The organism is Nocardia sp. NBC_00403, assembly GCF_036046055.1.
Lineage (GTDB): Bacteria > Actinomycetota > Actinomycetes > Mycobacteriales > Mycobacteriaceae > Nocardia.
Genome location: NZ_CP107939.1, coordinates 6,072,216 through 6,097,399 on the forward strand (window position 1 = coordinate 6,072,216; position 25,184 = coordinate 6,097,399).

5 protein-coding genes are annotated in these 25,184 nt (G+C 67.3%); 1 reads left to right on the top strand and 4 read right to left on the bottom strand.

Features of this window, described 5'->3' with window-relative positions; translation table 11 throughout:
* Positions 1-3 precede the first annotated feature (3 nt).
* The 3 genes from OHQ90_RS27005 to OHQ90_RS27015 all read right to left on the bottom strand — a co-directional run bounded on the left by OHQ90_RS27005 (position 4) and on the right by OHQ90_RS27015 (position 23,734).
* Positions 4-21,936 carry an SDR family NAD(P)-dependent oxidoreductase gene (locus OHQ90_RS27005; protein WP_328402100.1) on the bottom strand — a complete coding sequence of 7,311 codons (21,933 nt, stop codon included), beginning with the start codon at positions 21,934-21,936 and terminating at the stop codon, positions 4-6.
* 411 nt (positions 21,937-22,347) lie between these two features.
* A complete protein-coding gene (locus OHQ90_RS27010) occupies positions 22,348-23,169 on the bottom strand; it encodes a helix-turn-helix domain-containing protein (protein WP_328402102.1) in 822 nt (273 codons plus the stop codon).
* A 46-nt stretch (positions 23,170-23,215) separates the two neighbouring features.
* On the bottom strand, positions 23,216-23,734 hold the full coding sequence (locus tag OHQ90_RS27015) for a DUF6879 family protein (protein ID WP_328402104.1): 519 nt from the start codon (positions 23,732-23,734) through the stop codon (positions 23,216-23,218).
* Positions 23,735-24,199: 465 nt separating this feature from the next.
* On the opposite strand from OHQ90_RS27015, the gene OHQ90_RS27020 reads away from it, so the two are divergent.
* Positions 24,200-24,496, top strand: coding sequence for a hypothetical protein (locus tag OHQ90_RS27020; protein WP_328402106.1), 297 nt, complete (start codon positions 24,200-24,202; stop codon positions 24,494-24,496).
* On the opposite strand, the gene OHQ90_RS27025 is transcribed toward OHQ90_RS27020, so the two are convergent.
* Positions 24,493-25,128, bottom strand: coding sequence for a LysE family translocator (locus tag OHQ90_RS27025; RefSeq protein WP_328402108.1), 636 nt, complete (start codon positions 25,126-25,128; stop codon positions 24,493-24,495). The genes OHQ90_RS27020 and OHQ90_RS27025 overlap by 4 nt on opposite strands.
* Positions 25,129-25,184: the final 56 nt, after the last annotated feature.

The following is a 25,184-nucleotide window of genomic DNA, read 5'->3' on the forward strand; positions in this document are numbered from 1 at the left end:
CGTTCATACCAGTGGCTCCACGCGTAGGAACGACGCGGTGGGCACTGTCGGCGCGGCCGTGGTGGGCACCGACGAAAGCGCGAACCGGGGCCCAGGATCGGTCGGTGTGCTCGGAACCGATTTCGGCAGCATGAAGCTCCTCTTGCGGAAGACGGGGGGCGACAGCGGGTTACGCACCGGACGGTGCGCCCCAGGTGCCTCTTCGACGATCAGGTGGGCATTGGTGCCACCGAACCCGAACGAGCTGACGCCCGCGGCACGGGGCCTGCCGTCGTCGGTGCGCCACTGGCGCAACTCGCGGTTGATGTACAGCGGCGACCGGGCGAACGCGAAACGCGGGTTGAGGTTTTCGCAGTGCAGCGAAGGCGGCAGCGCACCATGGTGCACCGCGAGAATCGTTTTCACCGCGCCGGCAATACCGGCCGCCGAAAGTAGATGGCCGATATTGGTTTTCACGCTGCCGACCGCACATGGTCGGGGTCCGCGTGAACGGTCGCCGAGTACGGTCGCCAAGGCCTTCAGTTCGATCGGGTCGCCGATCATGGTCCCGGTGCCGTGCGCTTCGATATACGACAGCGCGTCGGGCGACATGCCCGCCGTGTCGAGGGCGGCGGTGATGACCTCGATCTGCGCGCGCATATTGGGTGTGGTGATGCCCATCGTGTGCCCGTCGTTGCCGATCGCCGAGCCGCGCAGCACCGCGTAGATCCGGTCTCCGTCGCGGACCGCGTCGTCCAGACGCTTGAGCAACAGCAATGCCGCGCCCTCCCCCGGCACGAAGCCGTCGGCGTGCTCGGAGAAGGTGGCGCAACGGCCGTTCGGCGACAGCACACCGGCTGCGGCCAGGGTCACGAACGGTGCCTCGTCCAACAGCACCTCGACGCCACCGGCCAGTGCCGCGTCGAGTTCGCCCGCGCGCAGCGCCTGGCAGGCCAGGTGCACCGATACCAGCGACGACGAGCAGGCGCTGTCCAGTATGAGATTGCCCGCATGCCAATCGAAGTAGTCGGAGATACGGGCGGCGATGAAGTTCTGCCCGATGCCGACGATGGTGTGCCGGTCGGCGACCGGAATGCGGTCGAAGTAGTTGGCCGCACGACTACCCGCGTACACCCCGATCCGGCGGCCCGCGAGCTCGTCGCGGTGATAGCCGGCATCCGCGGTCGCCAGCACGGATGCTTCCAGCAGCAGCCGCTGCAGGGGGTCCATCTGCCAGGCGAGCGCGTCACTGATCCCGAAGAACCCGGGATCGAACAGGTCGACGCCGTCGACGAAGCCGCCCCATTTGCTGTTGGTCGATCCCGGACCTCCGGTCGGGTGGTAGTACCGCGCGGGATCCCAGCGTGCCGGGTCGACCTCGCGGATACCGGATTCGCCTGCCGCGAGCATGCGCCAGAACGCGTTCGGGTCGTCACCGCCCGGCAGGCGGCAGCCGATTCCGACGACGGCGATCGGCGCGACCGAGCCATTACGCTGCTTGCCCGATCCCGGCAGTGCGCCGGTGCGATGCGGGCCCACGCCGTTGGTCGCGCCACCGTCGACTGCGCCCCGCGGATCTGGATCGCCTTGGGGTTGCGCCCGCTTCGGATGTGATGGGGTGGCGAACAGATCCGGATGCTGGTCGGTCAGTAGATCGGCCAGTGCGTCCAGGGTTGGGTACTCCAGCACCAGTGCGGGATCGAAAGGTTGTCCGGTCACCTTCTCGATGCGGCGTACCGCGGAAGCGATGAGTACGGAGTCGGCGCCGTACTCGTCGAAGCGCTTGTGCCCCTCGAAGCGGGCGGGCGCGAGCTTCAGCTCATCGGAGAAGATTCGCAACAACTCCCGATAGGCCCGACTCGATCCGCCGTGTGCGCCCGCATCGACGGCAGGCGTAGCCACGGCCGGACCGGAGACCGCGTCGCGGTTCGACGGGTGAAGCGAGAGCTGCAGTGGCACACCGTGATAGGGCAGGACGACCGGCGTCTCGGGCAGGCCGAGGATGCCGTCCAGGAGATCGAAGCCCTCCGCTGCCGTCATCGTCGGCAATTCGGTCGACCGATAGGCCGACGTCGTCACCGCACCGAACCCGGTGCCGCGGAAAGACGGCCACTCGATCGAACGGAACCACGTGCGGCCGTTGGCGTGCTGGGCCTCGGCAAAGCGGTCCAGGTGTGCGTTGGCCATCGCGTAGTCGGACAACCCGACCGCGAGACCGGGCAGGACGGCCGAGACCGAGGAGAACAGCACGAAGAAGTCCGGTCGATCAGCGGCGAGCACCGCGGCGAGCACCGCCGTTCCGGCGATCTTCGGCGCCAGAACGTCTGCCACCGCGGGCGCGGTCTTTCGGACGAAGGCGGGACTCTCCACGGAAACAGCTCCCGCGCAGTGCAATACGCCGCCGATCGGGCCGAGCTCACGCCGGACCTCGGCGAAGAAATGGGTCAATGCCGCCTCGTCGGTGAGGTCGCCGAAATAGGTGCGTATCGCGACACCTCGGTCGCGCAGCGCGGACAGCCGCCGCACCTTGGCCGCGTGCGGCCCGTCCGAGTCGGCCAGTCCTGGCCATTCGGATTCGGGCGGCAGCGCCTCCCGTCCGAGAATGGCCAGCCGGCGCGCGCCACGCTCCATGAGCATGGCCGCGAATTCCGCACCGAGGCCGCGGGTTCCGCCGGTCACGACATAGGTGCGGGCGGGATCGACGACGAGTCCGCTGCGCGGTGCCACCGGTTCGAGCCCGACGGTCGAACGTCGCCCGCCCTGGTACCGCACGCGCGGGGCATCGTCACCCACGGACGCGCACTCCGCGCCGAGGATCTCGATCAGCGAGTGCGGATCCGCGCAGACGGCGCCGCGGTGGGCGACCAGATGCACACTGCGGGTGTGTACATCGCCGATCTCATCGGAAAGAGCCGCGACCAGTCCGGCGAGCGGCGTGCACTCCGGCCCGTCTGTGCCCGGGGTGCCCGCCGCCACATGCAGCAGTAACAGGGCGCGCGAACGGCCGTCGATCACGCCCTGGTACAAGCCCATTCGGCCGAGATCAGCAGTCGGTCGGTGACCGGAGGGCAACGGGGCGAGATCGCAGAGATCGATCACGCTGTCGGTGTCCGAGTACCGAGCCAGCAGTGCACGACCGAGTTGGGCGCCCGCTGCGAAGTCGGTACGGTCGAGGTCACCATCTCGTGGGGCATCGGTGACCCGGATCAGGCGCGGCTCCCCGAGTGTTGCCCGCAGTGTCTCGACGAAGGATGCGGGTGTCCGGGCGTCGTACAAGACCAGCGGCAGGCGGTCGCGTATATCACCGCGGCCGGGTTCCGTGGGCCGCCACACGGGAACGAGTGCACGCCGTTCCGCGCGCACGGCAACCGCTTCCGCCCCGGTGGCGATGGTTTCGAACGTGGCGCTGCGGGCCTGCCCATTCCTGGCACGCGTTCCGGCATCGACGGTGGTTCCGAGATCGGCAACGCTTGCTGCCGGCGCCGCGGAGGGTGTTGCGTCGTCCGCTGTCGGACCATCGTTTCGGTCCACAACGTCGGGAATCCAGTAGCGTTCGCGGGCGAACGGATAGGTCGGTAGCGGGATCCGGCGATGGGATTCGTTGTTACACACGGTCTCCCAATCGATCTCGGCACCGTTGAGCCAGTTCGCGATGCGCTGATCGGCGGCCGCTCGCGCTGAACCGCGTGCGCCGGGCGCGTCTTCGACCCAGGTACGAACCGCTGCCCGGAGTTCGTCCAGATCGCGCGCTATGAACGCGGTTCGCGCGCTGCCCGCAAGCCTGCCGACCTGCATTGTGTGCGCGAGATCGGCCAGGTTCGGCCGTTGGGTGGTGAGGAAATGATCCAGTGCCGCAACGTATTCGGTGAGACGATCCGTATCCCGCGCCGACACGGGCACGATCTGATCGTCGACCCATCGGGTGACCGGGCGCTGGTCCACGTATTCTTCGAGCACGACATTCGCATTGGATCCTCCGGCGCCGAATGAGCTGATCGTCGCCCGGCGCGGCTGCCCGGGACCACCGGACGGCCACGGCAGCGGTCGCTCGGGAATCCGGAACGGAGTGCTCGCGAAGTCGATGTTCGGGTTGGCCGGCGTCGCGTGCAGTGAGGGCACGATGGTCTCGTGGCGCAGTTGGAGCAGCACCTTGGTCAGTGCCGCCATACCTGCCGCGGCCTCCAGATGCCCGACGTTGGACTTCACCGAGCCGATGGGCAGCTCGGCCCGCCCGGTTCCGCCGAATACCTTGGACAGGCCGGCAATTTCGATGGGGTCGCCGAGTGCGGTTCCGGTGCCGTGTGCCTCGATGTAGGACACCGAATCCGGATCGACGCCGCCGGTGCGTAGCGCCGAACGGATCACCGCCGCCTGCACCGTCGGGTTGGGCACCGTGAAGCCGTTCACCCGGCCGCCATGGTTCACCGCGGTGCCCTTGATGACCGCGTGGATGGTGTCGCCGTCCGCCTCGGCGTCGGCCAGCGGCCGCAGCACGAGCGCGCCGACCCCCTCTCCTGCCACATATCCGTCGCCGCCCGCCCCGAAGGATCGGCAGCGCCCGTCGGTGGAGGCGAACTGCCCCTGGCTCAACGCCACGAACTTGTACGGGTGCAGCGACAGGTTGACCCCGCCGACCACGGCCATCCGGCACTCCCCGGTCCGCAAGCTCTGACAGGCCAGATGCAGCGCGGTCAGCGAGGAGGAACACGCCGTGTCCACCGCCATGCTCGGCCCCTGGAAATCGAGCGCGTGTGACACCCGATTGGCGACACTCCAGAAAGTCGAAGCGGGCAACGTGCCGCGTCCCAGCCGCGACTCCTCCGCACCGAACATCTGGTAAGTGCCCCACATGATGCCGACGAATACCCCGGCCTCTTCGGGGCGCAATCCACGCCGCGCCAGATCGGCCCTCGTATGTCCCGCGTCTTCCAAAGCGGCCCAAGCTGTCTGTAGAAAGAGTCGTTCCTGCGGATCCATCACCTCCGCCTCACGCGGCGAGATCGCGAAGAACAGCGGATCGAAACAATCGACATCGTCGAGAAACCCGCCCCACTTGGTGTAGGAGGTATACGGGTTGTGCCGATCCGGAACGAAGTATCGCGAGTGATCCCACCGCTCCCGCGGAATCTCGGTAATGCAGTCGCGCCCCTCCAGCAGGACCCGCCAGTATTCTTCCAATCCGTCCGCTCCCGGATACCGACCGCTCACACCCACAATTGCGATGTCCCCGACGCCCTCGCCCGAGCGCTCCCGCCTGGCCGGCGCGAGACCGGTGATCCGTAGCGCCTCCGTATCGGCCGGGCTCGGCGCGGAGACCTCATGCTGTCGCGACACCGCTTCATGAGCTGGCGCGTTCACAGATCCGGGCCAACTGCGAACGAACCCGCTCGCGGACAACTCACCCCGCAGCGCAACCGAGGTGCGCCCTGGCTCATCCTGGGCTGCGGACGAGTAATGGGCGGCACGTTCCGCGGACACTTCGTACTGCTGCACAACCGAATCCCGTGCCGACACACCCACCGGCGCGATCGCGTATACGGCAGATACTCCGTCCCGCCGCGAAACCGGCTCTTGCACAGTCGTTCCCAGCTGTACGAGCAGGTCGATGACCGCACGCGGGGTCGGATATTCGAAAGCCAGCGTGGCGGGCAGGCGGTGCCCGACGGCGCGAGACAGCTCGTCCCGGATCTCGATGGCCGCGACCGAATCCAGGCCGAGTTCGTGCAGTGGACGATCGAGGTCGGCGTCGGGAGCCAGGCCGATACAGTGCCGGACCAGCGCCGCCATCTCGGCGTCGAATCCGGTCCGATCGTGGATGACTCTGCGCTCCACCGCGACGGAAGTCGGGGCCGGCGGCGGTGTGCCGCCGGCGGCGAGGCCCGCCAGCACGTCGGGCACCTCGACACCCGACCGGCGCAGGGCGGGCAGGTCGAGCGGCAGTGCCATCAGGGCGCCACTCTCCGAATCCATAGTGTGCGAGAGGATTTCGAGTGCACGGCGCTCGGAGAGCAGGTAGTAGCCGCGGCGGGCGAGGCGTCGCACATCGCCGGCGCCGAGCCGGTCCACCATGCCTGTTCCGGCCCAGGGTCCCCAGGCGATCGACAGTGCGGGTAGGCCAGCGGCGCGGCGCAGCTCGGCCAATCCGTCCAGGAACGCGTTGGCCGCACTGTAGCTCGACTGGCCGGGCAGGCCGACCACCGCGGACGCCGAGGAGAACAGCAGGAAAAACCGCAGTGCGCGCGGTGTGGTCAGCTCGTGCAGATGCCAGGCGCCGTGCGATTTCGGCGCGAGAACGCGGCCCAGTCGGGTCGCGGACTGCTCGACGATCACCCCGTCATCGAGGACACCCGCCAGGTGAACAACCCCGGCCAGCGGTGCGAGTTCACGGTCGATCCAGTCCAGGGTGGCCGCTACCGCAGCACGATCGGCCACGTCGAGAGTGCGGATCTCGATATGCGCGCCACGTTCTCTGAGCTCGGTGATCAGCTGGAGTGCCGTGGCGTCCGGGGCGTTGCGCCCGGCCAAGACCAAGCTTCGGGTGCCGCGGTCGACGAACCAGCGGGCCAGGGTCCGGCCGATTCCGCCGAGCCCCCCGGTGATCAGCACCGTCCCCTCGGTGCTCAGTACCGTCTGTGTGGTGGCCGCGCTGTCGAAACCGTTCCGCACCGGCTCCGGCTCCGTCCGGGATCGCTGGGCGGGAACAAGTCGCGGCAGCAGCCGCCTTCCGCCGCGCAGCGCGAGTTGTCGACGAGGTGTGGTCGAGAGTAGCTCGGCAACAACAGCTTCCGCATCTGCTGCCGATCGATCATCGAGATCTATTATTCGGCAACCGATTTCGCGCTGCTCGAGGTGAGCGCTGCGGGCAAAGCCCCACAGTGCGGACTGTTCCGGCGTGACCCGATCGGCTGCATCCACCTGCTGGCCATTGCGGGTGAGCAGCCACAGTGCGGGTTCACCGCTCACGGCCGCGGCCTGCACCAGGTGCAGTGCGCCGAGGACCGCCTGCTGAGCCCGGTCCGGCGTCATGCCATCGGCGGCCGACACCGGCGTCGTGTAGACAATGCCGCGCAGCGGCGTTCGCCCGTCGCTTGCCGCGCCGAGCAAGGCCCGCACCGCCGCCGGGATGCCGAGGTCCACTTCGAACTCGTCGTCCGCGAGGAACCCGAATCCGGGGCCGGGCCGCGCTACCGCGCAGTGTGCGCCCGATGCCCGCAGACCGGCCGCGACCGCGTCGCCGGGGCCGCCCACGGTTCCGACGACGAGCCAGCGGCCCGCAGCAGCGACTTCTGTGACCGGCCCGGCATCCTGCCAAGCCATGCGGTAGACATCCTGAAGGGCTGCTTCGCCGTGGGTGGTCGGCGACAGCCGGACTGCGAGTCGGGCGTCAGAGCGGTCGGTGGCCGTCCGCACCACTCGCAGACCGTCGGCGATCAGCACGGGAGCACCCTCCTCGTCGAGCAGCAGAACGTCGGCGACACACAGCTGCGGCGTCTGCTCGAGAACACGCACATGGCCGTATCGGATTCGCCCGCCGGCGGCCGGAACGCTCACCCGGTCGATGGCTATGGGCACCCAGGTGTGCGTCCCCGCCTGCGGCGCCATCGCGGCATAGGTTGCCTGGAAGGCCGCATCGAGTAGGACTGGTTGCAGCAGGTCGGCGTCGGGGTCGGCGTCGGGGTCGGCGTCGGGATCCGACATCCTGACCACAGCTTCTCGATCACCGGTCCGAACCTCGACGACACGCTGGAACGCCGGACCGTAGTGCAGACCGGCGACGGCGAGCATCCGGTAGAAGTCGTCGGCGGATTGCGTTGCGGTGCAACGATTCACCAGATCGGTGACGGTGAACTCGACAGCGTTTCGGATAGCGCCCGTGGACACCCGCGCACGAGCGTGGGTGTGCCAGCCGTCCCCCACGCGGCTCGCGACCTCCACGATGAAACCGGCGACCTGCGGCGCGAAACGTAGCTGAACCAGATGGTCCGCCGTCAGCATCAGACCGTTGGCGATCACGAGATCTTCGATCGTGACGACCTCGGCACCGGTCACCTCCCGTGTCGTCGCCACGATGGTCGCGACGAACCACGCGGCGGGAACCACCACGTCATGATCGACCACGTGATCGGACAGATAGCGTGGTGCGGCCGGCGCAAGGGTCATAGCGAAATGCGTGACGTCGCCGGGCAAGTCGAGACGGCGCGGAAGGTACGGAAGCGGCGTGTGTACTGCTGCAGTAGACGTGGTGGCGGCCGGTCGATGAAGATCATCTCCGAGTCGGTGCGCGGCCGCGTCCGGCCCGTTCGGACTCGGCGCCATGGGCTTGCGGGGCTGGTCGACCCAGTACCGCTGCCGCTGGAAGGGGTAGGTCGGGGCGAGGACCCGTCGTGGCGTATGCGGCCGGTGCACGCGTTCCCAATCGATGGCGACGCCGCCGACGTACATCTGCGCCAGCGCATCCGCTGTCATCTCTCGGTCGTCGCGGCCGCGCCGCAATGCCGCGACAAACCTCGCGGGACCCTCGATCGTGCGACTGCCGAGCGCCGAAAGCGTTGGTTGCGGCCCGATTTCGAGGAAGGTGCCGATCCCGAGTTCGGTCAGGGCCCGCATCCCCTGCACGAAGCGAACCGGCTGTCGAGCCTGTCGCGCCCAGTACTCTGCCGTGAGCTCACCGGCACGCACGGGGGCACCGGTGACATTCGAGATCATCGGGATCGCGGGATCCCGCAGCACGGTGCGCCGTGCGGCTTCGGCCAGATCATCGAGAATCGGGTCCATCAGAGGTGAATGGAACGCATGCGACACAGTCAGGGCAGTTGCGCGAATTCCTGCCGCTGCCAGATCATCCTGCAGCAATCCGAGCGTGCTGCGCGGCCCGGCGACCACGACCTGAGCCGGGCTGTTGAATCCGGCGATCGCCGCCGCGGGCGCATAGCGTTCGAGTGCTGGGGCGAGCGCCGCCGAATCGGCCTCGACCGCCAGCATTCCGCCACCATCCGGCAGGCTTTGCATCAGCCTGCCGCGTACGGCGATCAAGCGCAGCGCATCGTCTACCCGCATCGCCTCGGCCGCGCATGCGGCCACATACTCTCCGACACTGTGGCCCAGCACTGCGGCGGGCACAATCCCCCAGTCACGCCACAGCTCCCACAGCGCCCACTCCACCGCGAACAGCGCAGGCTGGGTGAATACCGTACGGGCGAGCGTGTCTGCGGACGCACGGTCACCATACAAGGCATCGAGCAGCCCCATTCCGTCGCTGATCGGCCCCAGCACGTCGTCGCAGTGCTGCAATGCCCGCCGGAACACCGGTTCGGTCTCGAACAATCCCCTGGCCATGCCCGGATACTGGGATCCCTGCCCGGTGAACAGCACTGCGATCTTCGGTGTGGCCGAGGCGCGCTCGACCCGGCCTCGCAGCACCGACCGCGCATCCGCTGCCGCAGCGCGCAATCGAGCGGCGGCGGTATCCGCCGTTGCCGCGACCACAGCCAGGCGCTCCTCGAAGTGGGTACGCCCGGTAGCGGACGTGTAGGCGAAATCGGCGAGCTCGCCGACGGTCCCACTCAAACGGTCCGCCCAGCCATTCGCCGACTCGATCAGTGCGGCGTCGTCACGCGCTGAGACGACCAGCACCTGTGGTGCCGAAGCGATGTGACGACGATCGGGCTCCGGTGCGGCCTGTTGCAGAATGAGGTGCGCATTGGTCCCACTCATGCCGAACGAGCTGACACCGACCGTACGACGGCGGCCGGTCTCGGGCCACGCTCGCGGCTCCCGCACAACCTCCAGCGGTAGCCCCGACCAATCGATGAGCGGATTGGGCGTGTGGAAATGCAGGCTCGGCGGAATCATCGCGTGCTGCACCATCAGGACGGCCTTGATCACACCGGCGACACCGGCCGCCCCTTCGGTGTGCCCGATATTCGTTTTGACGGAGCCGATGAGCAGCGGCACGGTGCGGTGCTCGCCGTAGACCTCGGCAAGTGCCGCCGCCTCGATCGGATCGCCCAACGGTGTGCCGGTGCCGTGAGCTTCCACGTAGTCGACTTCGCCGGGCCGGATTCCCGCTTGCCCCAAGGCATCCCGGATGACCCGCTGCTGGGCCGGGCCGTTGGGTGCGGTGAGCCCGTTGGACCTGCCGTCGTGATTCACCCCGATACCGCGCACCACCGCGAGCACCCGGTCGCCGTGCTCGTGGGCCGCGGATAGTCGTGTCAGTACCAGCACACCGCAACCGTCCGCGCGGACATAGCCGTCGGCGTCGGCGTCGAACGCCCGCGACCGGCCGTCCGGCGATAGCGACGCCAGACGGCAGAACCCGATCGTGGTTTCTGGTGCCAGCTGCAGATTGACCCCACCCACCAGCGCCAGATCGCAGCGCCCCGCCCGCAGGCCGTCCCACGCCGACTGCACGGCGACCAGCGACGAGGAGCATGCCGTGTCGAGCGTGACCGCGGGACCCTGCAACCCGAGCGCGTAGGCCACCCGGCCGGCCGCGACGCTCGGCGCCGAACCGATCACGGAGTAAGCGCCGATCGACGCCGGATCTGTTGCCTGCGTGGGCGTTCCGGGATACTCACTGAAACACATACCGACGAAGACTCCGGTCCGGCTGCCCGCCAAACTCCCCGGCGCCCGCCCGGACCGCTCCAACGCCTCCCAGCTCGTTTCCAATAGCAGGCGCTGCTGCGGATCCATAGCCCTTGCCTCGGCCGCGCCGATGCCGAAGAAAGCGGGATCGAATTCGTCGGCGCCGTCGACGAATCCACCCCATCGGGTGTACATCGTGCCGAGAGCGGCGGGGTCCGGGTCGTAGAAGGCGTCGATGTCCCAGCGCTGCGGCGGGACCTCGGTGATCGCGTCCCGGCCCGCCCACAGCAGCTCCCAGAACTCCTCCGGGGTACGCACGCCGCCCGGGAACCGGCAGGCCATGGCCACGATGACGATCGGATCGTCGTCCTCGCCACCGATGTGCGTGACGTTGTCGGCGTCTCGTTCGTGCCGAACGGCGGTCCCCACCCCCTCGAACCGGTGGTCGATCTCCGGTTGGTCGAGGTCCGAGTGAGCGACCTGGCTCGCACCGTTCGAATGGTCGAGTTTGACGTCAGTGCCCTTGCGCTGCAACAACTTCGCTATATCACGCACGGTCGGGTAGTCGAAGACGAGTCCGGTGGGCAGGGGTGCACCGATCTCGGTGGCCAGTGCGGCACGCAACTCCATCCCGGTCAGCGAGTCGACGCCGATGTCGTGCAACGGCAGATCCGGATCGAGTTCGGCGGTCCGATCCAGCACACGCATCGCGATGCGCTGGACGAGCGCTACCCAACGGCCCGTATCTCGCTGTGTAGCCGCACTTTCCGAAGGATGCTGCACGTTCACCTGCCCCGTAGTCGCACCGGCGTCGATAGGTCGTGTGTCCGGGATCGACTCCCGTTTCGCCTCCGCGACCGAAACGCGAGCCGGATAGGCGCTGTACCAGCGATCGGCCGAGAAATCGAAGACGCCTGCACAAGGACTGTCGACCGACAGCAATCGGTCCAGTGCCGCGGCAGCGTCCGCCACCCGCAGCGGCGGCAGCCCGCGCCGGTCCAGGCGTTGGGTGAGTTCGGGCCGCCCTGCCGCCATCCCGACATCGGCAAAAGGTCCCCACACAATGCTCAGCGCGGACAGCCCGTCGGCACGCCGCCGCCAGGCCAAGGCGTCGAGCGCCGCATTGGCGGCGGCATAGTTCGCCTGCCCGGGAGTGCCCAGCCACCCCGCGACCGACGAGTAGGTGATGAACAGATCCAGCTCCATGCCGCGCGTCAGCTCGTCCAGATGCTGGGCCGCAAGGTATTTCGGGCCGAGGACCGCCTGGAAGCGACGCCAGGACAATTCGCTGACAACGCCGTCATCGAGCACGCCCGCGCAATGGACCACACCCCGCAGCGGCGGCAACCCCGATTCCTCGAACCCGGCGAGCAATTCCGCCACCGCTGCCCGATCCGCGACGTCGACCTGACGAGTCGCCACGTGAAGACCGTCGGCCCGCAGCGAAGCCACGAGCCGATCGCCCGCGTCATCCGGTCCGCGCCTGCCGACCAACAGCACTGTGCGCGCCCCGCGTGCGGCGAGCCACCGGGCCGCTGCCGCGCCGAGTCCGCCGAATCCGCCCGTGACCAAGTAAGTGCCGGTGCCGGCGACCGTTCGGATGCCGTTCGCCGTTGCGCGAGTAGTCTTACGTTGCAACGTAATAGGACCAGAATGCTGGTGTCGCCACAAGGAACGGAACGCGGTCTGCACGTCGTCCGCCTCGTACACCGCTGGTTGGTCCCGGACAGCCAACGTACTGTTGTCGAACAGTTCCAGCACCGTGCGCAAGATCGTGCCCAGGCGTTCTGGATCGACCGAATTCGGATCGACCACTCGGTAGTCGATGCCGTGCCCGGCCTGTGCCCCGTCCTCGCGTCGGGACTGGCCCGGATCATCAATATCAATGAATCGTCCATGTGGGCCGACGATTTTTGCGGCACTTGCGGTGAACTCGCCCGCGATCGCATTGAATACGACATCGACACCTCGGCCGTCGGTGAGCGCGTAGAGTTGATCGCCCACACCGTGCGTGCGCCAGGTGTCGACCTGCGGGATATCGAGTCCGACGCCTGCCGCCCATCGGCTGAGGGCGACCGTGCCGAGCACGTGCGCCCCCGCCCACCCGGCCAACTGCACAGCGGCCATGCCGATTCCGTTCGCGGGAGCGTGCACCAGGACATGCTCACCCACCCGTACACCCGCCACCTCGAAGAGCCCGTACCACGCGGTAACGAATGCGGCCGGAATGGTGGCGCCCTCGGTGAATGTCATCCGCGCAGGCAGCGGCGCCACCAGCCGGTGGTCCACCGTGACGTAGCGCGCGAAACTGCCACTCGCCAACGCCACCACACGGTCACCGACGCGGAACTCGGTGACGCCCGCGCCCAGCGCGGTCACGCGACCCGAGCATTCCAGGCCGAGCGGCGCGGGAGCGTCCGGGTGAGTGCCCAACGCCAGCCATAGGTCACGCGGGTTCAGACCGGTGGCCTCGACCGCGATTTCCACCTCGCCCGGCGCCGGCGCGCGACGGGCGGTCGAATCCCAGCGCAATCGGCCCAGGTCACCGGATCGGTGGGCCACCAGGTGGAAGTTGTCCGCCACATCCGAATCCAGCACTCCGTCCGTCAGGTGAGCGGCATGCCACCGGCCGTCGCGGACGGCGAGTTCACGGTCTTCGATCCCGGCGACGAAGCCGGCTGTCACCAGCGCCGTGTCGACCGCGCCTGCTTCCTCCAAATCGACTAGGCGACAACCGAATTCAGGATGCTCGGTGGCAAGAGTTCGGCCCAGCCCCCACATCATGGCCTGCTCCGGGTCGGGCCGATCGGCGCCGGAGACGCGTTGAGCACCCACCGTGAGCAGCCACAGCGTGGACGGCACGCGGTCGGCACCGTCCAGCGCGCGGGCGAGCCGCAGTACTGTGCCGACCCGGTCCGCCGCGGAACCGGTGGTCCACGCGTAGACGATGCCGCCCAACGGTGTGCCGGAGAGGAGCGCCGCGAAGTTCCCCTCGCCGGGCTCGATCGACAACCTCTCGCCGAGAACATCTTCCGGACGCACCACGCTGATCTCGATATTTCGCGCCGACAGCCCGGCGGCGACTGCGTCCCCCGTCGGTCCGTCACTGAACACCAGCCATCGATCTGCGGCGCCCTTGCCGACGGGGAGTTGTTCGCCGATAGCGATCGGTGTCCACTCGAGACGATGCAACAGCCGCTCGATGCGGGCTGCCGCATGCTCGGGAGCAGCGGTTTCTACGCGCAGGGCTGGAGTTCGCGCACCCCAAGGGGCTGTTGCATACTCGGGACCAGCGGTCTCTCCGCGCAGGACTGTTGGCGCGCCCCTTGGGGTTGTCGCGTTCCGCAGGGCTTCGGCATCTCCTGGGCCTTCGGTATCCCTCAGGCTTTCGGCGTGCCCTAGGGCTGCAGTACCCCTCAGGGCTTCAGCATCCCGTGGACCTACGGCATCCCGTGGACCTACGGCATCCTGTGGGGCTTCGGCATCCCGTGCTGCCGCGGCGCTCCCCGCCGCAATGAGGCACGCTCCGCCGATTGTCGCAATCGTGCCTCCGTCGCTGTCGATCAGCGTCGCGTCACCGACGATCACTCGTGCACCGCGATCGGTTACACGAACACGGCAGCGCACCAGGTCACCGGCCGCACATTCACTGTCGGACAATGCAATTCGATCGATCGAAACAGGCAGATATAGCGTGTCCGGATCGGCGGTCAGCACGATGCTGTGCAAACAGGCGTCGAGCAGAACCGGATCCAACGACACCGACTCACTCGCAGAGGCCCACAGCGAGGTTTCCGATTCGGCCGCGCTGATCCGCCGAAACTCGGCAGCACACCGGTAGTCCTCGCTCAACCACAGCCCCCACTCCGCCACCCGGCCGTAATACGCAGCCCATGCCGCGCCATCCCCGGCGTCCCGGTCGTCGAGTGGGACATGGTGGAGGGGTCTTCTGGCCGCTTGCCGCAGCCATGACCCACTCGGAGCCGGTTCCCGATGGCGGGCAGCCGCACGTAGCGCCGCCCGAGCGAAAGGATTCGACTCGGGTTCGATGCCGGAGGTACTGACGAAGTGCGCCTCGTATCCGGCTGCCACAGCCTCGATTCGGATCTCGACCGTGCCAACGGACGGGACCGTGAGCGGCGATGTCAGCCGCACGTGGGTGATCTCCCAGCGATCGGCCCCGGGCAACTCGGCCGCGATCCGGGCGAGTTGCGCGACCATCCACGCTGCTGGCACCGTGGGCGCGCCGTGCAGCTGGTGCCCGCTGAACATCTCCGGCTCGACCGCGAGCACGCTGGTCGACAACTCGCCGACCGGCTGCTCATGCGGATCGTCGCCGACCGGCCGTGTGGGCGTGAGGTCGAGCCAATGACGCTTGCGCTGGAACGGATAGGTCGGCAGTTCGATTCGTCGCCATGTTCGGTCGGAATGCACTGCATGCCAGTCGATATCGGCACCCTCGACGTACCGGCGAGCCATTGTCGACAGTTCGCCGGAGCCGGTGGCTCGGTCCGCAACTGTGCCTGCGGCGCTGCTCCCGGTAGCCACCGACTCGAGAGCCGCACGCAGTTGTGCGGTGGTGTCGACAATGATCGCCACTCGCGCGGCGAAATGCGTGCGGCCGGTATTCGCGCAGGCACAGAGGTCGTGGAGTCTCGTATCGGGATCTGCGGTCAGCAGATCCCGATATCGACCGGCCAGTTCACGCAATCCGTCCGCACTCTTCGCGGACAGGGCCAGCAGGTGCCCGCGGGTGTGGTCGGGGGTGTCGGTGTGTGGCGAAACGGGGGCCTCTTCGAGGACGACATGCGCATTCGTGCCGCTGATGCCGAACGCGCTCACTCCCGCCCGACGTGGCCGTGCCGAACGCGGCCATGCCCGCTCCTTCGCGACGACTCGCACACCGATGTCGTCCCAGTCGATGTGCGGATTCCCGGATCGGAAATGCAGGGACGGGGGGATCCGGTCGTGCCGCATGGACTCGACCACCTTGATGATGTTGGCGATCCCGGCCGCGGCCTGCGTGTGCCCGATATTCGATTTCACCGAGCCGATCAACAGCGGTGTGCTGTCGGGCCGTTCGCTGGTCAGTGCCGAGGCGAGTGCGTTCACTTCGATCGGATCGCCGAGCGCCGTTCCCGTCCCGTGCGTCTCGACATAGTCGATGTCGGATGCCGTCAGCCTCGCGTCCGCGAGCGCCGCCCGGATCACCTTTTCCTGTGCGGGACCGTTCGGCGCGCTCAAACCCTGGCTGCGGCCATCGGAATTGACCGCCGAACCCCGTACCAGGGCAAGTACTCGATCCCCATCGCGGCGGGCGTCCGACAATCGTTTGAGCACCAGCGTTCCCGCACCATCGCTCCACACCACACCGTCGGCGCGGGCGTCGAAGCTCTTACACCGACCGTCCGCGGCCAGCCCGCGCGCCCGCGCAAAATAGATGTCCAGCGAGGGTGTCAGAACCACGGTCGCGCCGCAGGCGAGTGCCAGATCGGATTCCCCGCGCCGCAGGCTCTGCATCGCCAAATGCACCGTCACCAACGACGAGGAGCACGCGGTGTCAATGGTCAGGCTCGGACCATTGACACCGAGGAAATACGACAACCGACCCGAAGCGATACTCGCCAGATTCCCCGTGCCGAACCACGCATTCGGCGCCACGCCGGCCCGCGCCATCCGTTCGGCATAGTCGGTCGACATCACGCCGACGAAGACACCGGTGCGGCTCCCGGTCAGCCGGTCCGCCGAATACCCCGCGTGTTCCAATGCCTCCCACGATGTTTCGAGCAGCAACCGCTGTTGCGGATCGAGCATCCGTGCCTCGCCGATCGAAATATCGAAGAACCCCGCATCGAACTCTTCGACACCGTCGACGAAACCGCCCCACCGGGTATACGTCTTCCCCTCGACATCCGGATCCGCATCGAAGTACGCCTCGACGTCCCACCGATCCCCGGGAACCTCGGTAACGGCATCGGTTTCCTCCGACACCAGCCGCCATAGATCGCCAGGGCCCCGGACCCCACCTGGGTACCGGCATCCCATCCCGATAATCGCGATCGCATCGTCGTACTCACTCGATCCGGCGGCATCCTGAACCTGCCGACCCTCGACCTCGGGCCGCCCAGCCTCTTCTGGCCGAGCAGAGGCAGTGACCCGTTCGGCTCCGGCGAAGGTCGGGGCCGTAGCGCGGTCGGGTTCATGTGTCGACGCGGCGAGCACGGCTTCATCGGTTGCGGCAAAGGTCGTCTGGTGGTCGGGTTCGCGCACTGCTTTGCCCGCTGCGCGTGGCACGGTCTGTTCGGCTGCGAGTCGGGCGATCTCGTCTGCCACGGCCGCAACGGTCGGGTGGTCGAAGAGCAGCGTGGCGGGTAGCCGGACCCCGAGTTCCGATGACAACGTGTTCCGAAGTTCCACTGCGATCATCGAATCCAGTCCGAACTCACGGAGTGGGGTGCGGTCGGCGACCGGAGTCTTGCGGCCCAGCGCGGTGGTGGCGTGGGCGCGGACCGTGGCCAGGAAGTCCGTCACCGGGGGGTGCGCGGCAGAAGTCGGTTGCGTGGCCACAATTGATCGGGTGGCAAGGGCAGGCGGGTAGACGGCGACGACGCCGTCAACAGCCAACAGCGACTTCAGGGTTCGGACCCCGTCCTCGACGTCGAGCTGTGCGACGCCGTGGCGCTCCCAGGCGCGGCGGGCCGCCGCGTTCAGGCCGCGCGCCATGCCGGTGTCTGCCCATGGTCCCCATTGGATGCTCAGGGCGGCCAGGCCACCGGCAATCCGAACGCGGGCGAGTGCATCGAGGTACGCGTTCGCGGCCGCGTAGTTTCCTTGACCTGCGACGCCAACGGTGGCGCTGGCCGAGGAGAACAGCACGAAAAGGTCGAGCGCATGGGCAGCGGTCAGCTCGTGCAGATTCCAGGCACCGTCCGCCTTGCCCGCGAACACCCGACGCACCCGCTCAGGGGACTGCTCGATCAACAACGCGTCGTCCAGTGCTCCAGCGCAGTGCACAACCCCGGCCAATCGAGGCAGCCGGCCACCGAATCGGGAGATCAATGTGGACAGTGCATCTCGATCGGCGACGTCGACCTGCACGGTCTCGACCCGAGTTCCGAGCACCGAGATGCCCGCAATCGCCGCTGCAGCTTGCGCATTCGGACCATGTCTGCCGGCCAGCACCACCGTTCCGGCGCCGGCCTCGGCAAGTGCGCGCGCCGCGAGCAGACCCAACGCCCCCAACCCGCCGGTGATCAAATAGGCTGCGGCCCTGTCGAGTTCCATCGCACCGCTGAACTCCGGCAGGCGTGGCGCATAAAGCCCGTCAGCGCGGTGCGTGGTGTCAGGATCGTTCAACCCCGCTGCGTCGGCGGGCGCCACCGAACGTGGGGCATAACGATCTCGTCCCCGCAGTGCAATCGTGGGATCGACGGCAGCGGTGCGGAGTTCCGCGACGAGCCTGCGGTCATCGGATCGAGCGCGATCCGGCAGATCGATCAGACGGCAACGCAGCTCCGGAAGTTCGGTGCGCACCACCGCCCCGAATGCGCACAGCGCGGCGGCCGCCGGACGCACTCGCTCGCCCGGCGTTACGGCGACGCCAGCAGTAGTGACCAGGTACAGGGGGCCGTCGTGCGCAATACGGGCCAGGGACTGCACAACTTCGACAGCGAGCTCGGTTTCGACACGCGCCGTAATCGCGCTGTCGTCTGCCTCGGCGTCACCGAGATAGACAACCGCCCGACCCGCCTCGCCGAGCATTCCGGCGATGACGGTCCGGTCGGCCGTCCGGTCGATCCGGACAGCCGGGTGACCCGCCTTGCGAAGTGCCTCGGCCAACCGATCGGGCTGCTCACCGATCCCGATGACCAGCCACGAATTCGGCGCGACCACACCGGGTTCGGCCACCGCCCGCTCCCAGGCCGAGAGGTGAACCAGGTCCGGCATGACGACCTGTTCGTACGCCGGTCGGCCGAATCCCGCCTTCGCGTACCACACATCTTCGATATCGCAGATGAGGTCGCCGTCGTCATCGAAGACCCGGATTCGATTCGTTCGGCCGGTGCGCGTCGCCAGCGCCCACGCCCTCTCGACCTCGTCCGTGCGGTGCACGCGCAATCTGCCGATCCCGACCGGCAATTGCCTGGTGTCCCCCTGCCGGGTCACCAACGCGAGCCCGGTTTGCACGGCAGCGTCGAGCAGGCACGGCAGCAGCGCCTGCGGTTCATCGGCCAGCTCTGCGGGGCGAGACAGCTTGGCCAGCATGAAGTCACCACCAGCACGCAGCTGTTCGATCCACCGAAACCGGGGGCCGAACGTCAGGCCTGCCTCGGTGCAGTTCCGATAGAACTCGGCGACATCCCATTCCGCGGCGTCGCTGTGCTCGGCCGCGGCGAGGTCGGTCGTGTCCCCTGGCCGGGTCCGTTCCCAGCGCACCGCCGACGCGGAAACAGCAGCCGCCCTTCCGGCTTCGACGCAGAACCTGATATCGATGCGATCATCAGCCGCGTCGACCACCGGCGCGGCGAGCTGGTCCAACGGAACCGGTTGTGCGACAACGAAATCGACAAGTTCACGATCCGCGCCGGCGGCTCGCAGTGCTGCCCATGCCAGATATGCCGCAGGTACCACCGGCCGATCCTGGAACCGATGTTCGGCAAGGTACCCGGTGTCCACCGGCGCATCAGCACTCAGCGGCGGCGCTTGACGCTCCCGCGCGAACGGGTAGGTCGGCAGTCCGTTGCGTCGCCGTGCCGGCACCGGCACCACCGCTGTCCAGTTGACATCCGCTCCAGCACAGTAGATCTCGCCGAGGCTCGTAAGGATCGTCGTGTCGTCGGACGAGGAGCGGCGCAGGCTCGGCAGCCACATCGCCTCGGGATCCACTTGTCGCCCGAAGTCCAGCAGCACCGGATGCGGCCCCACTTCGAGATACGCGTCCACGTCGAAGTCCGCTACCGTCCGCATCCCCTCCGCGAAACGCACTGTCCCACGGGAATGTTCGCGCCAATACCCGGCATTCATCGCCGCGGCCTCGAGCAACTGCCCGGTCACATTCGACACCAGCGGTATCGAGGTGATCCGGGATCGCTCTGCCACCAGCTCGGCGGCCTTCGCTTCGAAGTCGTCGAGAATCGGGTCCAGCAATGGCGAATGGAACGCTGTCGTGCCGGGCAACGAGACGGCACGAATGGCACGCTCGGCAGCCAAGTCTCGGACCCGCCGCACCGCGGCCTCCGTGCCGGAGACAACGAACTGCCGCGGCCCGTTGACGGCCGCCACCGCCAGGCTCGGTGCGAGTTCAGCGAGCAGATCCGCGAACTCGGCCTGCGCGCCGAACACTGCGGCCATTGCGCCCTGTTGCGACACGGCCTGCATCAGCCGTCCCCGCTCGGCCGCCAACCGCAACCCTTCCTCGGGGTCGAGTACTCCGGCGACCGTCGCCGCCACCAGCTCGCCGAGACTGTGCCCGAGCACCACATCCGGGCGGACCCCCCACGCGGCCCACAGTTCGACGCACGCCCACTCGATCGCGAACAGCGCCGGTTGGGCGTATTCGGTGCGCGTGAGCACCTCGTCGCTCACGTCGAATAGCAGCGCCCGCAGCCGCAGACCACCGGGCAGCACACCGAGGATGTCGTCACAGCGATCCAGTGCCGCCCGGAATACCGGGTGACGCTCGTACAGCGCCGCTCCCATGCCCGCGTACTGCGCGCCCTGGCCCGTGAACAGCATGGCGACCCGCGGATTCCGCTCTTGCGGCAACCCCACACGGTGATGCGGCGTCGCGAGCCGGCTCGCCGCCTCGGCCGAGGTCGATGCGACGATCGCACGCCGGTGCGCGAAGTGTGTTCGCCCGAGCGCCGCGGTGGCGCCGATGTCGGCGAGCGGCAGCTTCGTGCGCGCCAATGCCGAGCCGTACCGCGCGGAGAGCGCCTCGAGGGCCGCTTCGGACCGCGCCGAAAGGGCCAGCACCGCAGGCATTTCAGGGACCGTTACGCTTTCGGTGGACGCGGCGGCCGCCTCGAGCACCACGTGCGCGTTGGTCCCAGCGAACCCGAACGAACTCACTCCGGCCAACCGCGGCCGGTCCGCCTCCGGCCATTCGACATCGCGCGTCGGCACCGCCAATGCCGTGCCGTCGAGCGCGATTCGCGGATTCATCGTGTCGAATTCGTGCTGGCGCAGGATCTGTCCCCGCTGCAACAGCAGCACCGTCTTGATCAGTCCCGCGATCCCCGCGGCCGCTTCCAGATGCCCGATCTGCGACTTCACCGAGCCGAGCAAGCACACCGACTCGTCGGACCGCGGCACACCCAGAACCTCGGACAACGCTTCGATTTCGATCGGATCTCCGAGTGCGGTTCCCGTTCCATGGGTCTCCACATAGCCGATCTGCGCCGCGTCACAACCCGCGTCGGCGAGTGCCACGCGCAGCAACTCCCGCTGTGCCACGGGATTCGGCGCGGTCAGCCCCATCGACCGACCATCGTGGTTCACGCTCGAGCCTCGAACGAGCGCACGAATCTCGTCGCCGTCCGCGATCGCGCGCGACAACCGTTTGAGCACGATCACGCCCGCGCCTTCGCCGCGCACATACCCGTTCGCTCGTGCGTCGAACGGTCGGCACCGGCCGTCGGCCGACAACGCGCCCATCCGCGACAACGCCGCCGAAGTCAGCTCGGACTGCAGCAGATTCACCCCACCGGCCAACGCGACGTCGCACTCCCCCGACCGCAGGCTGCGACACGCTTGGTGCACGGCGACCAGGGACGACGAGCAGGCAGTGTCGAGAGCGACGACGGGACCGCGCAAGCCGAGCAGATAAGCCACCCGTCCCGCGACGACGCTCGACATCGTTCCGGTGAGCGTGTGTGCGTCGACAGACCGCACCCAATCCGGCGTGATGGTCCGCTGATACTCCTGCCAACTGACGCCCAAGAAGACGCCGGTTCTCGTCGAGGCCGCACTTTCGGGCAGTAGCGCTGCGTCTTCCATTGCCTCCCAGGCAACTTCGAGCACAAGACGTTGCTGCGGATCCATCGCGGCGGCCTCCCGCGGCGCGATTCCGAAGAATTCGGTGTCGATCGCGTCGATCGGCGCGTCGAGCAAACCGGCCCGGCGCAGTCCGCTCTGCGGTGCCGGATCGGTGATCGGCCACCGGTCCGCCGGGACCTCGACGATGGCGTCGCGCCCCGAGATCAGCAGGTCCCAGTAGTTGTCCGGATTGTCTGCACCGGCGGGAAACCGGCAGCCGATCCCCACGACGGCGATCGGTTCGTGCGTGTGCCGCTGCGCCTCCAACTCCTGAATCCGGCGTAGTGCCCGCGTCAGCAAGACCCGTAGGCCATACCCGTCATCCACCATTTGTGCCGCCAACCACAATCACACCGGGAGCTGTGACGAGGAACATACGACGACCCCGGATTGGCGTCAATCACTAGGAGTGTGCACAAAAGTAGCTCAAGTTACCAACGGGTAGCTTGTTGCTAAGCAAATGATGTTTGCTGGGTTGAAAGATTCGTGGTTGAAGGATTGCATGAGAGTGGTGCTGCGAGCACATCTTTCGCTCGGTCGTCGAGTCCGACCCGCGGCTCTCGTCGCCGAGCTACTGCCGTGCAGTCGAAGTGTCAGGGACAGTGGGAGGTTCGGATCAACTGATAGGGACCGGGCAAACCATGCGGCAAGGCGGCCGTAATCAACGTGACGCCCTCGGTGATGGCGTCGGAATTCCAGCAGGCGCGATCCTGTTCTTGCATCAATCGCCGCATCGAGCGCCTAGCGCAGTTCATGCTCTTCGGGCGGCGGAATACTCGAATCGAGCTCGTTCAATATCCCGACAATGAGCCCGCGGGCGGCCCGCCCATAGACGGCAGAGCCTTTGAGCACCTGGAACATTCGCGCGTACATGGTGCACTCTTGCGGTTGGGTGACCTGAATACTCGCGGTCGGCGTTTCGAGTGCGACCAGTGTGTCGTCGAAGATCCAGAATCCGGTCGAGCCGACCGCCGTGCGTTCGGTCATCAGCGGGATGATGCCCAGCGAGATATTCGGCCGTGATAGCAGTTCGAGGAGTCGACCGAGCTGCCCCGCCTGGGTTTCTGCGGTGCCGAACCAGGTCCGCAGGGCCTGCTCCTCCAGCACGACGACGAATCGCTTGCCGCCGCGGCGGATGACGCGCTGCCGCTCCATGCGGCCGGCCACCGCTTCCTCGATATCGTTCGGCGCGCCGAGGAATGTGGTCCAGAACGACAGCATGGCGGTCGAGTATTCCGCCGTCTGGAAGAGGCCGGGTATGACGTTGTGCTCGTAGATGCGAAACACCTTCGTCTGCTCGTACTGCTGGAGAGTGTGCGCGCCGAGTACCCGCTTCATTCCGGCACGGGCCTGCCTACGGAACTCCAGATAGGACGAATCGACCGAACGCAAGGTCGCGATCAGATCGGGCACCTGATCGTCGGCGGCGCATGCGGCACACCATCGGCGGATGTCGTGATCGGTGGGCGCTTGCGCGCCGTTCTCGATTTTGCTCACTCGCGTGGGATGCTGGCCGGTCTCGGCCGCCAACTCCCGCCCGCTCAGACCCGCGTCCTTGCGCATGTCGCGCAGCCTCCCGCCCAGTGCGCGGCGCGCCTCCTGAGCAGAACTAGACGGGTTGGTAGTCACGGTGCGGTATCGCCAGTTCCCACAGCGCATCGAAGGCGGTGCGGCACAGTCGAACGTCGTGCGGTTCGGTCGACGCCAACTTATCGATGGCGAGCCCGTTACCCGCATAGATCAGGAACACAACCAGACGATCGTCGAAGAGGTAGAAGTCATTGCCGGGGATCGCGATCGAGGACACCAATCGGCGAGGTGCCCACCGGATGTCCTCCCCGGCCTCGACCATCGGCAAGGCGATGCTGTGCGACCAGCGCTGGTAGTCACTGAACGGTTCGGAAACGATCCGGATCCGACGGACCGACCGCCCGGCCGAGCTGTGCAGACGCACTGTTGCGCACCATTCTCGAAGCCATGCCAGATCGTCCGGCTGACCTGCCGCCCACTTCGCCATGTGCGGAAGTTCGACCGCCGTCCCATACGCATCGCGTGCCTCGAGGTGCACGGCCTCGCGCTCGAAATGCGTTAGTAGCCGGTCGAACTCATCATCCGATATCGACGCCACGGTCTCCCTGCCCGAAGAACCGCGGCATTCTGTCCGGGATTTCCACGCACGTTTCACCCGCGGGTATATCCATCTGAGCAAGAGCCTCCGAATCGGTAACCACCCAACCCTGCACCACCCACGAATCTCGATCGGTTCGGTAGACCGTTGGCGAACCGGCCGGGTTCGAACCAGGATCCTTGCCGATGAACGTCAGCCGCATGATGCCCCCTGGCTTCGACGGTTGCGAAGAATTGCGTCGCGCATCCATCCTGAACCGCGTCATCGCCGCACGTCAAGGGGTGTGCCGCCAGGACAGCAACAATTCGCAACTATGTTCCCCCCAGCGCGGATGGCGCATAGATTTTGCTCGGCACCCGGCCCGGGGTCGCAGCACCGGGCACATCGACTTGCAGTGAGCCGCGGCCGGAAGGTCCGATGCGCCGGGTGCCACCGAACTCCACACTCGCATACAGGAGAGCACCGATGAGGCCGAAGGCGATCGGATTTCTGCGCCGCGACATTTCCGGTATCAGGCGGGAACGCCATGAAATGGAAATCCGTTCGCGGGCACGTGAACTCGGCTACGACCTGGCTCGCATGGTGATGCTGGGCCCGTCGGCGGATGCCATCGATCGACTGGTTGTGATGCTGAACCGACTCGGCGCCACCGCAGTGATAGCGCCCAGTGCCGAGCATGTCGTCGAAGCGCGGGACCAGTTGTGCGCCGTGTGCGATCTGGTCATCGTCACGCCGCAGGAAAGATGGCCGCTCGACCGCTAGTGATTGCCGCTCAGCGCGACGCTCGCGCCGACGCCGATGATCATGAGCCCGCCGGTGCTGCCCACTGCCTCGAGACGACGCGGGGAGCGGACGAACCACGAACGGGCCGTACCGGCCAGCAGCGCCCAACTGCTGTCCGAAACAACCTGGATGGCCAGGCAGACCGCGCCCAGGAGCAAGAATTGCATGGGCAGGGCGCCTGCCTCGGGGACCGCGAACTGGGGTAGCACTGCGCCGAGGAATACGTATGCCTTCGGGTTGGTCGCTCCGACGACGAATCCTTGACGCACGATCCGGCCCAGGGCCGGTTTTTCCGCGGCCGATTCCAGCGCGGCGGCCATCTGTTTGCGATCGCGAATCGCCATGACGCCCAGATAGATCAGATAGGCCGCGCCCGCGATCTTGATGAGGGTGAACAGCATTGCCGATGCCGCCAGAATCGTGCCCAGACCCAGGACAACGGCCGTCAAAGGCACAGTCGATCCCAGCGTCGCACCGAGCACCGACAGTAATGCCGGACGGCGGCCCAGTGTCAAGGCCCGTCCGATGGCGAACAGCACATTCGGGCCGGGGATCACGACGATGACCAGTGCGGCGAGAGCGAAGGCTGCGAGGTGGGAAGCGGGCACCATCGGAGCAGCTTATGCCGATGTCGGCCGGTGATGTCGCGAAGAGACTTCGCTCTGCT

What these genes read in the sequence shown, in the direction of transcription:
- OHQ90_RS27005 (WP_328402100.1), bottom strand. Translation starts at nt 21,936, where the DNA reads ATGGTGGATGACGGGTATGGCCTACGGGTCTTGCTGACGCGGGCACTA.
- OHQ90_RS27025 (WP_328402108.1), bottom strand. Translation starts at nt 25,128, where the DNA reads ATGGTGCCCGCTTCCCACCTCGCAGCCTTCGCTCTCGCCGCACTGGTC.
- OHQ90_RS27020 (WP_328402106.1), top strand. Translation starts at nt 24,200, where the DNA reads ATGAGGCCGAAGGCGATCGGATTTCTGCGCCGCGACATTTCCGGTATC.
- OHQ90_RS27010 (WP_328402102.1), bottom strand. Translation starts at nt 23,169, where the DNA reads ATGCGCAAGGACGCGGGTCTGAGCGGGCGGGAGTTGGCGGCCGAGACC.